Raw genomic sequence first — 15,440 nt, forward strand, 5'->3', positions numbered from 1 at the left:
TTAAATGGTTTAGCTTTTGTAGAATATGGTCGGCAGTTCGGTAATTCACTAGATTTTTCATAGTTTGACAATACCCGCTTTGACAGCAAACATGGCAAGCCCCGTGCGGGTTTTGATATTGAGTTTGTCAAAAAGCGCGTCTCGATACCCTTCAACAGTACGTGGGCTACAACACATTTGGTCAGCGATTTCTTTATAGGTGAGTTCTGTACAAGCATAATGTAAAAACTCTAGCTCTCGATGGCTGAGTTTTTCATCAGAGGAGATAAGCTTCTTATGTTTGTTATTTGAAATTGTTTGGAGTACAATACTTGTGGCCCAATTTGGAAAATAAATTCCTTGTTCGGTAACATTCGTTAAAGCTTTCTCTAATTCGGCAGGAGGAGTATTTTTATGGAGGTACCCTTTTACACCGTATTTTATCATTTTTATCACCGAATCTTCATCATCTTGCATCGAAAGAACGAGTATTTTTACTGTAGGGTATTTTTCTTGGAGCCATTGGGCTGTTTGAAATCCATCCATTATAGGCATGGAAATATCAAGTAATACAATATCAGGGACAGAGTCGCGAGTTTTGAATTTGTTGATAAGCACACTACCATTTTCAGCTTCATATAAAACCTCAAAATGAGCCATGTTGCGTACCATTGAGCTAATGGCTTTGGCGATAAGTAAGTGGTCATCCACAATTACTACTGTGTGTTTCATCGGGAATATTTAAAAATGGAATTGAAAATTGTAAGGTAGTGCCACTGCCCAAAATTGATACGAATGATTCATCAAAAGCAGTTAATTCACTCAAACGCCGTTTTACATTGGATAATCCAATCCCCGTACTTTGCATATCTATTTCAAACCCTTTACCATCATCTTTAAATACAAAATCAAGCCTGTTTGGTTTTATATATATACTAATCCAAATATTTTGACAAGAAGCGTGCTTGAGGCTATTTTGCATAAACTCCTGAGAGGTACGAAAGATATTATTTTTGATAGAAGTATCCAATAAAAGAGGAGCCGACGGAAGTGATAAATGAACATGGCAACTTCCAAGTTGGTTGAATTGGACTACTTCCTGCCGAAGTAGGTCTTCTAGTGAAGTATGGGTGAGCTCAGGTTGGACAAGTGATTTTGAGAGTTGCCTTAAATCTTGTAATGAAGTGTCAATTAGTTTGGCGATTTCAGATATTTGAGAAAAAAAAACATCACTTTTAATCGTTTTAGAATGGAGTAAGCCTTGTGTGTAAATAGACGCGAGTGTAAGCTTTTGCCCGACGTCATCGTGGATTTCCCTGCCTATATCGCGCATAGTCTGCTGCTGGATAGCCAGTTGGGTTTCGATAAGTTCTTGTTGATGAAGCTGTTGAAGTAATTGGGTCTCACGGATATATTGTATTTTACGTTGTCGGTAAAGTACAATAAATGCCAAAATCCCGCCGACAAAAATTAGCAGGACTACGTTGACCAGAATCAGAAATATGGTTAGCTCTTTTTCTGCCATAGGAAACCTACCGTAAATAGTAAATACATACAAATAGATAAGCAGTACACAATCACCTGATATATTTCAAAAATGTGTTTATAATTTTGAGTTAATGTATTGTAAGTACCATAATAAGGCAGGGATAGTAGATAATACGAAATGATGCCCAAAATAACCCAAAATTCTATGGTTTTAGCAAAAGACAAAATATAGTCTGATGCTACAATTTGATACAAATACACAATAATTAGTATCACCATCAAGATACTTCCTACTGTCACCGAAAACGACTGAAAAGTATAGGTTTGTTTTGAAAAATAAAAATGGTCAAAAAACCAAGCTATTGAATAAATCAATATACTATATTCAGGAACTACCAATACCTTTTGTTTTCTACTTCTAATAAGCTGACTCAACAGCCATAGAAAAAATAAATATTCTGAAGGTATAGAGACATAATTATACAATCTGCTGTTGAAGTCCATTTTATTCCATAATCTTGACAGCCATCCAATCCACTCAAGTGTGCTAATCCAAATCAAATAGTAAGTTAAGTAACTCCAAAGGGAGTCACTTAACTTACGGTGTTGGGAAATGCCAGCAATTGCTGCAATCGTTTCTGAAATGATGACCCCAATACTGAGTATCATTATGATCGCGACCATTGTAATTCCGTTTAGTAATTATCAGTAGATTGCATTAACTCATCGCCGTCGTTATAAGGTGGGGGCCCCATTCCTCCTCTGTTCATCGCAAAGGGGTTACTGGCGTCTCCTGGAGCAGCTGAAAACATGGAAAAAGTAGCTTTTTCAAGACTCTTTTCATTTCTGTAATTGGCCATTACTTCGCTCATCGGCATATACACACACTTACTTTGGGTACTTTTTATATCGAAATCTACATGGGTTTTGTTACCTTTTTGGAAAGTTGGTACCAAAAGTAAATTGTGTTTTCGATAATAGACTGAAGATAAGTGGTTAAAATAGTTTTGGGAGGGAGTGTCCATCCTAGTTAGTTGTGCCTTGTCTGGATATTCTATAAAATAGAAGCGAACTCCCAAGGTAGTTTTTGTTTCTGCTAAACATTCTTTACAGCTTGTTTTTTCCACAAGATAAATAAAATGCTTTAGCTTTTCTAGCGGAAACCAAACCCATCGTGTGTCTTTTTTTTCAAACTTATTCCCCCATCTATCTCGGTAATTATCCATCACAGTATTCATTGCTTGATATGGGATTTCTTCAATAGGTTTGTTGGAATAATTGTAACAAAACCAATCACAGTTTTTGCCTTGGATACTTGCTAGGTTACTATACTTATAGCTTGTATATAACCATAAACTCAATGTAAAGAGGTTAGAAATAATCAGGAACTTCTTCATCTTAGGAATAATATTAAAGTGAAACACTAAATGAATATTACAAATATAGATGCTTTGGGAAATTAGAATCGTTGCCAGTGAAGCGTGGTAAATGCGTATTTTGGATTAAGTATCTGTATATCAAGTGTATATATTTAATTTGTCTCTTGCAATCAAGTGTTTTTACGCATTAAATACCGTTAAATAACGGTATATGTTCTCGTTAAAAATCGGCATAAAAATCCGTTTTTTGTGGCTTTTGTCGCTTTTAAAAATGCTACACCTTTGTACTGTCAATTTTAATAATTCTTTACATAGTATCATTATAAGAATTATAGTTTTTAAAACGCAGAAGCCGAAAAGCGTACAATAGAGTAGGTAAGTTTATAAAATAATTTCCAAATAATGAAAGAGTTAGAAGAGCAATTTAAAAACATGTATTTGCTAAATCGGGATGAGAGACTAGACCTTATAAGAAAACTAGAAACTTTGAAACCCGAGTTTTTTAAGGCATTTACGCCAAAATGGTGGTGGTGGCGGCGCTGTACCGTTAAGGTTTTGGTTGTTACTGATGGTGGACTGAATTTTGGTACTGGCGTTGTAGGGCTTTCTGAATTTTTAACAGCCTTTAACCAACTTCAGGCTACTACATGGAATAACTATCAGATTACACTTGGGCATCGTTCTAGCTCTCCTCCAAGCCTTAATCCCTTGGTGGTAAATCAGATAAGTAGCTTCAACTTTCAAACCAGTGTCAACTTGAATGATTTTGATCAAGTTTGGCTGTTTGGTATAAATTCAGGTTCAGGACTTTCGCAAAGCGAATTGCCTGTTGTTGAGGCATATATGAATGGTGGTGGCGGTTTGTTCGCGACTGGTGATCACGGAAATTTGGGTTCTGCCCTGTGCGGAAATATTCCAAGAGTGAAAGATATGCGTTATTGGGCTGATACACCTGCAGGTGCTTCAAATGATGCCAATGAGGTGAGTATGAGTGGGCGTAGAAGAAACGACACTAATAGACCTCGTTTGGGTGATGCTACTTCTCTTTTCTTCGATAATCAGTCCGACAATATTCCACAGACTATCGCCGTGAGAACTTTTGGCAGTGGGATGCCGCATCCCTTGTTGTCTATTAGCACAAACATTAGAGCATCTGGGATTATAGACATCATGCCCGACCACCCGCACGAAGGAGAATGTAAGCCCGAAACGTCGTTTACCATTAACAATGTCACCGTTCCTACCCAAATTATTGCTACCTCCTTTGTTATGGGGGGAAGTACAACTGGTGGAGGGAGTGGTAAAGCACTGACAGACCCTCACTGTTTTCCTTCTATTGCCGTGTGGGATGGGCGTTTGGCCAACGTTGGCCGTGTCGTTGTGGACTCTACTTGGCATCATTTTGTAAATGTGAATTTGAATGGAGTAGGCTCACAGGGAGGAATGGGTTTTACGCCAAATGATAGATCAGGGCAACAATCTGGTTTAGCAACTGCCGATTTTAACATCATACGGCAGTACTTCATGAATATTTCATTGTGGATGTCAAGAAGAAAATCTTGGCTGTGCTGGAGAAGATTCTTGTGGATTGAACTATTGAGAGACTCCCAACTCATAGAAGCTAGTTTGAACAATCCTGTTGAAAAGCTTGAAAATATTTCATTGGCGGATTTAAGTAGTATTGGATCCTTAGCAGAAGAAATACTATCATCAAAACTTAACCCGTCACTCGCTCGTGAGTTTTTAGTCGAATCGCTTGAGACAACAAACCCTAATGTGGCATCTATGCTTAATGTGTGGAAGCCTAAAAGCAAAGAGCAGCAGAAAGGGTATTATCAGCCATGGCTCAATCTTGATTTGATTCTTTATACGTCTATTGGGGCGGGTTTTATTGCTCTAAGAGATGATAAGAGTATTTCGGGGGAAGAATTGAATGAAAAAGACTTAGACCGTGTGACAGAAATATTCACTAAAGGCATGGCTTTCGGATTCGATAAATCCATTGAAAACCTCAGTTCAAATCTTAAAAATTTTGCTTCTGAAGCGAGGTTAAAATTATAGTTCTAAAAACGCCGAAGCCGAAAAGCGTATAATAGAGTAGGCACTTATCCCTTACGTTTTATGAAAATGAAAAATAAACAATTAAAAGAAGATGGGCAGGCCAGTGCCCCCGAAAAATTGTTTGCGTTTGCGTCTGTTCGTTCAGTTGGAGGAAAGTCACTTTTTGACGAAAAAGACATTGTCACCTCTCAAAATGCACACTTGTTTCAATCAGAAGAGCAGTTGATTACACAAGCAATTAAGAAATTTACGGAACTTGGTTTTGAAGTCTTAGGTCAGTCAAAAATTGGGGTGTCTATTGCAGGGCCGATTTCATTGTATGAAAAAATATTCAAGACTAAAATTTCATCCAATGAGAAGCGAGTTATCAAAGAGTCTGGTAAAGAAGACGATGCCACTTTTTGGGATTCAAACAATAGCCCCACCCCTGGATTGATTAATACAAACGAGTCTCCATTGGCCGATTTGATAGAAGGGATTGCTATTGAAGAACCCATATATTTCATGTCAGAACGGATTATTGGTCCATATAAAACATACAACCATTTGACAGTTCCTGATGGGGTTGGGGTAGTTTTGAATGCCTACCAAGCACATCGGTCTGGCTTTACTGGTAAAGGTATCAAAATATGTATGGTAGATTCGGGTTGGTATAAGCACCCGTTTTTCTTAAGCCGTTATTATAACGTGCTTACACCGTTGTTAGGGCCATCAGCTGTTTCTCCTCTAACGGATGAAAATGGACATGGTACATCTGAGTCCGCTAATATTTTTGCCGTGGCACCTGAAGTAACGCTCCAACCCGTTAAAATCAATTTTGTCAATTCTATTGGAGCTTTCAACGTAGCGGTTGCTCAATCTCCCCAAATTATTACGTGCAGCTGGGGGTCGAGTATTCGCAATCCTCCCTTATCTGCGGCCAATCAAGCTCTAGCGGCATCCATAGCGTCAGCAGTAGCTAGCGGGATTGTTGTAGTATTTTCTGCGGGAAATATCCACTACGGTTTTCCTGGCCAACACCCTGACGTGATTTCGGCAGGTGGGGTGTATCGAGAAATGGATGGTACGCTTAAAGCGAGTAACTATGCTAGTGGGTTTACAAGCAATATTTATATAGGTAGAAAAGTGCCTGATTTGTCGGGTTTGGTTGGAATGCTGCCAAGAGCGGCCTATTTGATGTTGCCACTCCCTGCCAACTGTGAAATAGACCAAGCTTTAGGCAATGGAAGTCCACACCCAAATGGTGATGAAACAGCCACAAATGATGGTTGGGCAGCGATCAGCGGTACATCAGCCGCCGCACCACAGATTGCGGGAGCTTGCGCATTAGTTTTGCAGGCATATCCAGGCATTTCTCCTGCACGTGTACGGTCATTTCTGATGTCCACAGCAACAGATGTCACGATTGGTGTAGGTGGAAATGGTTCAGTAGCGACAGTAGGGTATGATACCGCCACTGGAGCTGGGCTTTTGAATGCAGGTAAAGCGGCGCTACTAGCCAGATGGAGGCGGATTATTGAATCAATCGTTATTCGACCCAATCCGATTCCACCAATACTACCAGAGCGTCCGAATATGTTTGCGGCAGAACACCAAGCAGCATACATGGCCGCCAATAATCATTACAATGACAATACTAACTTATTTCAACAAATTGAAGATTTGATTCTTCAAAATTAAACATAGCTCAAACGCCCTCCTCAAATATATAAAAAGGAGGGCGTTTGTTTTTCTAGACTATGCCGACTCTCTCAACTTCAATTTATACTTCTTAGACACTATCTCCGACCTGCAAAAGTACCAAGACCTACTGCGCCAACGCGGCTACGCCGAAAGCGATATTGAGAATATATTTCATAAGAATTGGTTAAGATTGCTTACAAATATTTGGAAATAGCCCGATAAGACATTGTATTATTGTTAGATTAAATATTGGTATATCGTTAATATGTCCAATTTTTAAGTGTATAAATGACATATTAAAAAAATTTAACAAATGTTGTCATTTAAATAACAATAATTTAAAAATTGCGTATAACTTGCATTTGGTAATCAAAACTAATCCAAATCAATTTATGCGTAAAATTTTATTTGCCAACTTAGTTGTAATACTTATTGCGACTGGGAACTTGATGGCGAAAGACAGGGCACTGTCGGGAGCCGTCAAGGTTGAAAACGGGCAAAGGCTGCCCGGTATGAACATTCTACTCAAAGGCACCAACCGAGGGACGAACTCCGACGGTAATGGTGCCTTTAAACGTTCGGTTCCAGCTTCTGGAACTTTTGTCTCTTCTTCAATGGGCTACGAAACAAAAGAAGTAGCGTTCGGTTCAAGGGTATTTGTTTCAATTTAATTCGTTTAATCACAACTACTATGCAAAAAAATAAACTTGTATGGTTCATAGCCATTTTACTTTTCATGGTAAATGGCCTACGAGCACAAACGCGTGTCATAACAGGGAAGGTGACTTCCACCGCAAATGAAGCCCAACCTGGTGCTTCGGTGATTGTTAAGGGCACAAACAGAGGAACGGTCACGGATGCAAACGGTAACTACAGTTTGAGTGTACCCAATGGCGATGTGACGATAACGGTGTCGATTATTGGGTTTAATGCGCTAGAAAAACTTGTGGGAGCCAGTGTTTCGAAGATGGACTTTGCGCTTACTGAAAATGCAAGTACTTTAAACGAAGTCGTTGTGACGGCACTTGGTATTTCTCGCGAAAAGAAAACGTTGGTGTATGCAACCCAAACGGTAAAACCCACGGAATTGGTAGAAGCAAGAGATCCAAACAACGTCATAAATTCACTTTCTGGTAAAATTGCCAATGCCGTTATCACGCAAGGTTCGGGTGGGCCAGGTTCGGGTGCTCGAATTGTATTGAGGGGTAATCGTTCTATTCAGGGGTCAAACAATGCGCTGATTGTAGTAGATGGTGTGCCATTGAGCAATGGTACAAACGGTACTGCTGGAAGCGACTTCGGTTTTGTGCAAGGTTCCGACGGTGCTTCGAGCATCAACCCTGACGATATTGAGTCTGTTACGGTACTGAGAGGTGCCTCGGCCGCAGCGTTGTACGGAAGCCAAGCAGGTAATGGCGTTTTGGTGATTACGACCAAAAAAGGGAAAGCAGATAAAGTGGCGGTGAGTATCAATTCAGGGTTTAGTACTGAAAATGTGTGGGCATTGCCTCGCTTTCAAAATACCTACGGACAAGGCAACGGTGGTACATTGAGTACAACTTCGGGCGAAAGCTGGGGTGCAAAAATGACGGGACAGTCTATCACTAACCACTTGGGACAGCCTGGGACTTATTCTGCACAGCCTAATAATGTTCGGGATTTTTTCAGAAATGGTTCGAGCTTAAATAATGCGATTAGTGTGACGGGTGGTACCGATAAAATGCAAACGTATGTATCTTATACCAACAACCGCATTGGTGGGATTATTAACAAAAATGATTTATTCCGAAACACGATAAACCTTCGTATTACTAACCAAATCTCGAAGCGTTTTTCCACGGATGCCAAAATCACGTATGTGAATCAACGGATAAATAGCCGCCCACGGTCGGGAGAAGAAAACGCCCCAGTTTCTAATATTTATAATGTGGCGAGAAACATGACGACTGCCGATTTGATGCAATATGAGAAACTAAGCAACATTGGTATCCCAGAACCTACTACTTTTCCATCTACGCTAAGTTCGATTTATCAAAACCCTTATTGGATGATAAATAACTACATCAATAACGAAGCGAGAGATAGGGTGATTGGGTTTTTAACGGCTAAATACAAACTGACGGACTGGTTGACGCTTTCAGGAAAAGCGAACCTTGATAAAACTACTGACAACGGTGAAACTTCGATTTATCAAGGAACAATCTTGTATTCTAGGCCAGGTGGTGATTATTCAAGAAACACAATCAACGTAACCGAAAAATGGTTTGACTTGATGCTTGATGGAAATAACAAAATCGCTGATAATTTAAACATCAATTATCGCGTAGGTGGAATTTTCCAAGATAGCCAGTACGATGGTAATTTTCAATCAGCAGGTGGGTTGAACGTAACCAATAAATTCAGCTTGAATTTTGCCCAAAACCCATCCGTTACATCAAGCTTTACACAGGTACAAACACAGTCGGTGTTTGCCCAAGCCAACTTGTCGTTGAAGGAATCCGTATTTTTGGATTTAAGCTTGCGTAACGACTGGGATTCAAGACTTCCAAGTCCTCACTCATTCCTTTATCCTTCTGCGGGGCTTTCTACCATACTTTCTGATTTGATTAAATTACCAGAAAGCATCTCCTTCTTAAAAGCTAGCCTAAACTATGCCGAAGTAGGTAATGGGGGTAGATTTGGTCTATTGAAATCGGTTTATAACTATGGTCAAGGTGCTGGAAATGGCTTTTTGCAAATCAATTCTACGCTTCCTTTCCCTGAGTTAAAACCTGAAATCGTTAGGAATTTAGAATTTGGAATTGAGGCGAAATTCTTGCAAAATAGATTGGGTGTGACCGCTACTTATTATAAGAGTAATTCATTCAACCAATTGTTGAGTGTGAGCCTGCCAGTTGCCACTGGATTCAGCAGACAATACATCAATGCTGGAAATATCCAAAACTCAGGGGTTGAATTGGTAGTAACTGGTACACCTCTGCCGCAAGATTCGCCTTTGAAATGGGATATCACTTTCAATGCCGCAACGAACCGTAACAAAGTGGTGGCATTAAGCGACCAAGTAAAAATATTCTACCTCGGTGGTGGATTCGGTCGCTCGGCAACGCCAGTGGTTGAAGAAGGTAAAGCTTATGGTGATTTGTTGGCTTTCAAATGGAACCAAAATGCGTCTGGACAATATATAGTTGATGCCAACGGCAAGCCTAGCTTAACACAAGAGCAAAGCTATATCGGTAATTTTAACCCAAAAGCTACGCTCGGTCTAACCAACTCGTTTGACTATAAAGGCGTTTCTCTACGTTTATTGGTGGATGGCCGTGTGGGCGGTATTGTTGTTTCAGGAACTGAAATGAACTTGGCATTTAGTGGTATTACAGAAGGAACCGAGGCATATCGCGAAGGTGGCTGGAATTTGGGTGGTGTCAATGATAAAGGAGAAGCTAACTCAAAAGCCATCAATGCGCAAGATTTCTGGCAAATCGCTTCTGGTAAAAGATACGGTGCAGGGGAGTTTTTTGCTTACGATGCTACTAATTTCAGAGTACGCGAACTTTCAATCGGATACAATCTTCCTGTAAAAAACATTAAAGCGGTGAAAGCAGCCAAATTGATGCTCGTTGCCCGTAACTTGTTGTGGTTATACAGAGGCAGTTCAATATTGGACATTCCTGGTTTAGAAAAACGTAAAATGTGGTTTGACCCTGATATGAGTTTGGGTAATGGCAACTTCCAAGGCGTTGAATATGGTACAATGCCTGCAACTCGTACATTGGGAGTGAATTTGCAAGTAACGTTCTAAGGTTTAATTTTTTCAATTAAAAATTTACAAAATGAAAATAGATAGCTTTTTAAAATCCTTGTCTGTTCTCAGTTTTTTTGTACTCCTCTTTAGTTCTTGTACAGAAAAATTTGATGATATAAATACAGACAGAAACTCAGTTGCTACCGTAGGTTCGGCCGAATTACCCTTCCTTTTTGCTAAGGCTGAGGCTTCAGCGGTTCCTAATATTTGGAATTATCAGATAGCACAAAACCTGTTTGCTGATCAATATGCCCAATATTTTGCTTGTACAGCTACCTATTTCCCCTCTGACCGCTTGAATATTCGTATGGACTGGGTAGGGGCTGCTTTTAATCCGATTTACACCGACATGGTACCTCAGTTACAATCAATCAAGGCGGCTGCTCCTGCGGGTTCTGCCGAAGCGGCCATTGCCGATGTGGTTTGGGTGCTTGGTTTTCACCGAGTGACGGATTACTGGGGGCCAATTCCGTACTTCAATGCTGGAAAATCGGGTAGTTCGGTGGCGTATGATGCACAGGATAAAATCTATGACGATTTCTTCAAAAAATTGGCGGCTGCATCTGAAGTATTGAAAAATAAGCAAAACGAAAAGCCTTATGGAAGTTTTGACTTAATTTATGGTGGCGATGCTGGTAAGTGGTTTAGGTTTGCCAATACGTTAAGATTGCGTTTAGCATTGCGCATTTCAAAAGTGGATCCCGCACGCGCAAAAACCGAAGCGGAAGCAGCGGTGGCAGCAGGCGTATTTCAGTCTAGTCCAGGAGATGATGCGTTACTTCAGAAAAGTACAAAAGGGTCAGACAACAACGGCCTTTCCATCATGTCAGATTGGAACGAATTTCGTATGAGTGCTTCGATGGAGTCTGTGATGAAAGGCTACAAAGACCCTCGTATGTCGGTTTATTGGTTGCCAAATAATGCTACAAAAGCCAATCCAAATGGTACAGGGCGATATGATGGTCTGCGCAATGGACTTACATCTACCCAACTAACCGAAGCGATGAATTTACCAACGGCCAATGCCAAAGTAGGGGCTAGATGGTCTTCACCTGATTTTGGTGGAAATGCCAATTACTTGGAAACTCCACACAATATCATGTCGGTGGCAGAGGCGTTTTTCTTACGTGCCGAAGGTGCCTTGTTGGGTTGGAATATGAACGGTACTGCCAAAAGTTTGTACGAAGAAGGCATTCGACAATCAATGATACAGTGGGGAATCACCGATGCCGCAGCCATCACGGCCTACATTAATAGCCCAGATGTGCCGGTTGCGCCAGAAGATTTCTTGAAATCGCCAGCGGTGTCAAAAGCTCCAATTAAATGGGCAAGTGACATAGCCACTCAAAGAGAACAAATTGCGATTCAGAAATGGTTGGCCATTTTCCCTGATGGCTCAGAGGCTTGGGCAGATTATCGCCGTGCTCGTAACTTCATTTTATATCCAGTGGCAAATTCTGAAAACCCTGATATTACAGACCCAACAAAGCAATGGATCAGAAGAATTCCGTTCTTGTTGTCAGAAAAACAAAACAACAAGGCGGCGGTTGATGCAGCAGTTCCATTGTTAGGTTCTGGTGGCGATAAAGTGACGACACCTCTTTGGTGGGATAAAAACTAGCGCTGTCTTTTTGTACGAATACTTTTTTGTAGATTCCACCGAATATTGTTATTTGGTGGAATCTCTTTATCACTCATACCCAAAACCATGCGAAAACTTCTATTCGCCCTTATTACACTGTTTTTTTTGAATTCGTGTAAAGACAATAATGCCCTTTTTACCGAATTGTCCGATTCTGATACAGGTATCAATTTTAGAAATACGCTGTTTGAAGATGGCCCTTTAAACGTTGCCAACTACATCTATTTCTACAATGGAGGAGGAGTAGCCGTGGGGGATATTAACAACGACGGGCTACAAGACATACTTTTTACGGGAAATATGGTAAGAAATCGGCTGTTTTTAAATAAAGGAAATTTTCAGTTTGAAGATATTACCAAAAAAGCAGGCGTTGACCAAATGCAGGGATGGTGCACTGGGGCAACGATGAGCGATGTAAACAATGATGGGAAATTAGATATTTATATTTGTCGAAGTGCGGATATTAATCCAGACCGCCGTAAAAATCTTCTTTTTATCAATAATGGCGATTTAAGTTTTACTGAAAAAGCCGATGAATACGGCTTAGCCGACAATGGTTATTCGACCATGGCCTCTTTTTTAGATTATGACAAAGACGGTGATTTAGACTGTTTTATCATCAATCACTCGATCCAAAAATATACCGCAGGCGTTCAAGATAATCCCGAATTAAGAAAAGAACGGAATCCTGATTATGCCAGTAAACTTTACCGCAACGACAATAACCACTTTACGAACGTTTCTGACCAAGAAGGCATCTTTTCAAATGTCTTGACTTTTGGTTTGGGGGTCACGGTCTCCGATTTTAACAATGACGGTTGGCCTGATATTTCGGTGTCCAATGACTTCAACGAACCTGATTATTTCTTTGAAAACAATGGCAATGTGACAGGCGCATCCCCACGTTTTACCGAAAAACTTGTGCAGAAAATGGATAACATTTCCCTCTATTCGATGGGAACGGATGCTGCTGATTATGACAACGATGGCAATGTTGATTTGCTGACGCTTGACATGATGCCTGAAGACAATAAAACCATTAAAATGCACAGTGGTCCCGAGAATTTCGATAAATTTCAGTTTCTGTTTAGGCAAGGATTTTATTATCAATTTAGCCGAAATATGCTTCAACGCAACAATGGCGATGGTACATTTAGCGAAGTAGGGCAATTGGCTGGCGTATCAAATACCGACTGGAGTTGGGCGGGTTTATTCAGCGATTTTGATAAAGATGGATTCAAAGACCTCTTCATTACCAATGGCTACGTAAAAGATTATACTGAAATGGATTTTTTGAAGTATTCGGTGGATAGAGTCATCAAGTCAATGGCCAAAGACTCCGCTAATGTGGACCCAATTCCCGAATATTTACGAAAAATGCCTAAAAATGAAACCCAAAATTATGCTTTCAAAAACAAAGGCGATGGTACTTTTCAAAAAATGTCTAATGAATGGGGATTCACCACAAAAGGCGTTTCTGCGGGGGCGGCTTATGCGGATTTGGACAACGACGGCGACCTTGATTTAATCGTGAATAATACCAACGCGTTGGCGAGTATTTATAAAAACAATTCAGAATTAGTAAGTAAAAACAATTATTTGTCCGTCAAATTGGATGGGGGCGCTACGAATCGTTTTGGCATTGGTGCAAAGGTAAAATTGTACTGCAAAGGAAAGCTAATGTACCAAGAACAATCGCCAGTAAGGGGTTTTCAATCATCCAATGACCCTGTTTTAAATTTTGGCGTGGGTGAAAATACCACGATTGATTCGTTGATAGTCATTTGGACCAATGATTCTTATCAAAAGCTCACTTCGGTTAAACCAAATCAAGTGTTAGAAGTAAAAATAGCGAATGCTAAAAACAAATGGGTGTATCAGAATCAAAAATCAAATCCGATTTTCTCACAAAGCAATCTGGCCAATGTGATTCATAAAGAAAACGGATTTGGTGATTTTACTGTGCAGTCGCTTTTGCCAAATTATTTCAGCCGACAAGGGCCATCCATTGAGGTCGCCGACATCAACAACGATGGCTTGGATGACTTTTTTATGGGCGGAGCAAAAGGCGAAGTTTCGCAACTATTCATCCAAAATAAAAACAACACATTTAGCAAAGTAAATACGTCAGTTTTTGCACAAAATGCGGGGAGTGAAGATGTCGCAGGGACTTTTTTTGATGCCGATAACGACGGTGATAAAGACCTGTATGTAGCGGCAGGAGGGTATGAATTTGAAGTAAACGATCCATTGCTACAAGATAGGTTGTACCTGAATGATGGAAAAGGAAACGGTTCGTCGCCACGATATACCCTAAGCGAAAGCGCCCTTCCAAAATTAGTATCAAGCAAAGGCTGCGTAAAAGCGGCTGATATTGATTCTGATGGCGATTTAGACCTTTTTGTTGGGGGAAGAATCGTCCCCCGAAACTATCCTGTTACGCCCAATTCGTATATTTTGATAAATGATGGAAAAGGGAACGGTTCGTCGCCACGATTCTCTGAAAATACATCTAAAACTTGTGCTGAATTGAGTCAAATCGGAATGGTGACTGATGCCGTTTGGATGGATTTAAACAATGACAAACAGCTAGACTTGATTGTAGTAGGAGAGTGGATGCCGATTAAAGTTTTTATCAATTCAAAAGGAAAATTGACGGATAAATCTGAGGAATATATTCATTTTGCAAGTACTGGATGGTGGAATAAAATCAATGCCACCGACATGGATGGCGATGGCGATTTGGATTTGACAATTGGGAATTGTGGGTTAAACACCCAGTTTAAAGTCAATGAAAAAGAACCAATGACTGTTCATTACAAAGATTTTATGGACAACGGTTCGATTGTGCCTGTGCTGAGTTATTACATCGACGGAGTGTCGTATCCGATGGCTTCTCGGGATGATTTGTCGCACCCAATTCCATATATCAAGAAAAAATTTACTGATTATAAATCGTACTCAACGGCTACGATTACCGATGTTTTTAGCCCAGAAGAGCTGGCAAATGCTAAAATTTTGAAAGCGGAAATCATGCAAACGCTTTATCTCGAAAACCAAGGTGCCAAAGGTTTTAAAGCCCATACACTACCGACGGAAGCCCAATATGCGCCAGTAATGGGCATCATAGCGGATGATTTTAACAATGATGGTAAAAAAGATTTGCTCTTGGCGGGGGGGAATACTTGGACACGCATCAAATTTGGGCGCTACCTCGCCAATCACGGTGTGTTGCTTTTGGGCGATGGGAAAAACAATTTTAACTATGTTCCGCAATCCCGCTCAGGATTGAGTTTTAGAGGCAATGTTAGAGGTTTGCAAACGATTAATTCAGGCAAAACAAAACGGATAATTGTTGGGGTAAATGATGGCGAAGCGTTGATTTTGGATAGGTAGTAAAATGAAA

The 15,440-nt window shown here is 40.3% G+C and carries 10 protein-coding genes; 6 read left to right on the forward strand and 4 right to left on the reverse strand.

The window, feature by feature from the left end; all coding sequences use genetic code 11:
• Positions 1 to 57: 57 nt before the first annotated feature.
• The 4 genes from DTQ70_RS06700 to DTQ70_RS06715 are packed head-to-tail and all read right to left on the reverse strand — an operon-like array spanning position 58 to position 2,864.
• Positions 58 to 711 carry a response regulator transcription factor gene (locus DTQ70_RS06700; protein ID WP_122930093.1) on the reverse strand — a complete coding sequence of 218 codons (654 nt, stop codon included), beginning with the start codon at positions 709 to 711 and terminating at the stop codon, positions 58 to 60.
• Entirely contained in the window at positions 683 to 1,504 is an 822-nt protein-coding gene (locus DTQ70_RS06705) for a sensor histidine kinase (RefSeq protein ID WP_122930094.1), read from the reverse strand. Before DTQ70_RS06705 ends, DTQ70_RS06700 begins: the two co-directional genes overlap by 29 nt.
• Positions 1,486 to 2,151, reverse strand: coding sequence for a hypothetical protein (locus tag DTQ70_RS06710; RefSeq protein WP_164489898.1), 666 nt, complete (start codon positions 2,149 to 2,151; stop codon positions 1,486 to 1,488). The genes DTQ70_RS06705 and DTQ70_RS06710 overlap by 19 nt, the downstream gene beginning before the upstream one ends.
• Positions 2,152 to 2,162: 11 nt before the next feature.
• The gene (locus tag DTQ70_RS06715) at positions 2,163 to 2,864 is read right to left on the reverse strand and encodes a hypothetical protein (protein WP_122930096.1); all 702 of its coding nucleotides are present in this window, start codon (positions 2,862 to 2,864) and stop codon (positions 2,163 to 2,165) included.
• Positions 2,865 to 3,248: 384 nt separating this feature from the next.
• Between DTQ70_RS06715 and DTQ70_RS06720 the strand changes: the two genes are divergently transcribed.
• From DTQ70_RS06720 to DTQ70_RS06750, 6 genes are all read left to right on the forward strand, one after another.
• Positions 3,249 to 4,907: a hypothetical protein gene (locus tag DTQ70_RS06720; protein WP_122930097.1), complete on the forward strand. Its 1,659-nt coding sequence runs from the start codon at positions 3,249 to 3,251 to the stop codon at positions 4,905 to 4,907.
• Positions 4,908 to 4,973: 66 nt separating this feature from the next.
• Positions 4,974 to 6,587 (forward strand): S8 family serine peptidase, encoded by a 1,614-nt coding sequence (locus DTQ70_RS06725; protein WP_164489899.1) that lies wholly within the window; start codon positions 4,974 to 4,976, stop codon positions 6,585 to 6,587.
• A 395-nt stretch (positions 6,588 to 6,982) separates the two neighbouring features.
• Positions 6,983 to 7,261: a carboxypeptidase-like regulatory domain-containing protein gene (locus DTQ70_RS06735; RefSeq protein ID WP_122930099.1), complete on the forward strand. Its 279-nt coding sequence runs from the start codon at positions 6,983 to 6,985 to the stop codon at positions 7,259 to 7,261.
• 20 nt (positions 7,262 to 7,281) lie between these two features.
• Positions 7,282 to 10,389, forward strand: a complete 3,108-nt coding sequence (locus DTQ70_RS06740; RefSeq protein ID WP_122930100.1) for a SusC/RagA family TonB-linked outer membrane protein — start codon at positions 7,282 to 7,284, stop codon at positions 10,387 to 10,389.
• Positions 10,390 to 10,420: 31 nt separating this feature from the next.
• Positions 10,421 to 12,013, forward strand: coding sequence for a SusD/RagB family nutrient-binding outer membrane lipoprotein (locus DTQ70_RS06745; protein ID WP_122930101.1), 1,593 nt, complete (start codon positions 10,421 to 10,423; stop codon positions 12,011 to 12,013).
• A gap of 87 nt (positions 12,014 to 12,100) precedes the next feature.
• Positions 12,101 to 15,430, forward strand: a complete 3,330-nt coding sequence (locus DTQ70_RS06750; RefSeq protein ID WP_122930102.1) for a VCBS repeat-containing protein — start codon at positions 12,101 to 12,103, stop codon at positions 15,428 to 15,430.
• Positions 15,431 to 15,440: the final 10 nt, after the last annotated feature.

The organism is Runella sp. SP2 (assembly GCF_003711225.1).
Lineage (GTDB): Bacteria > Bacteroidota > Bacteroidia > Cytophagales > Spirosomataceae > Runella.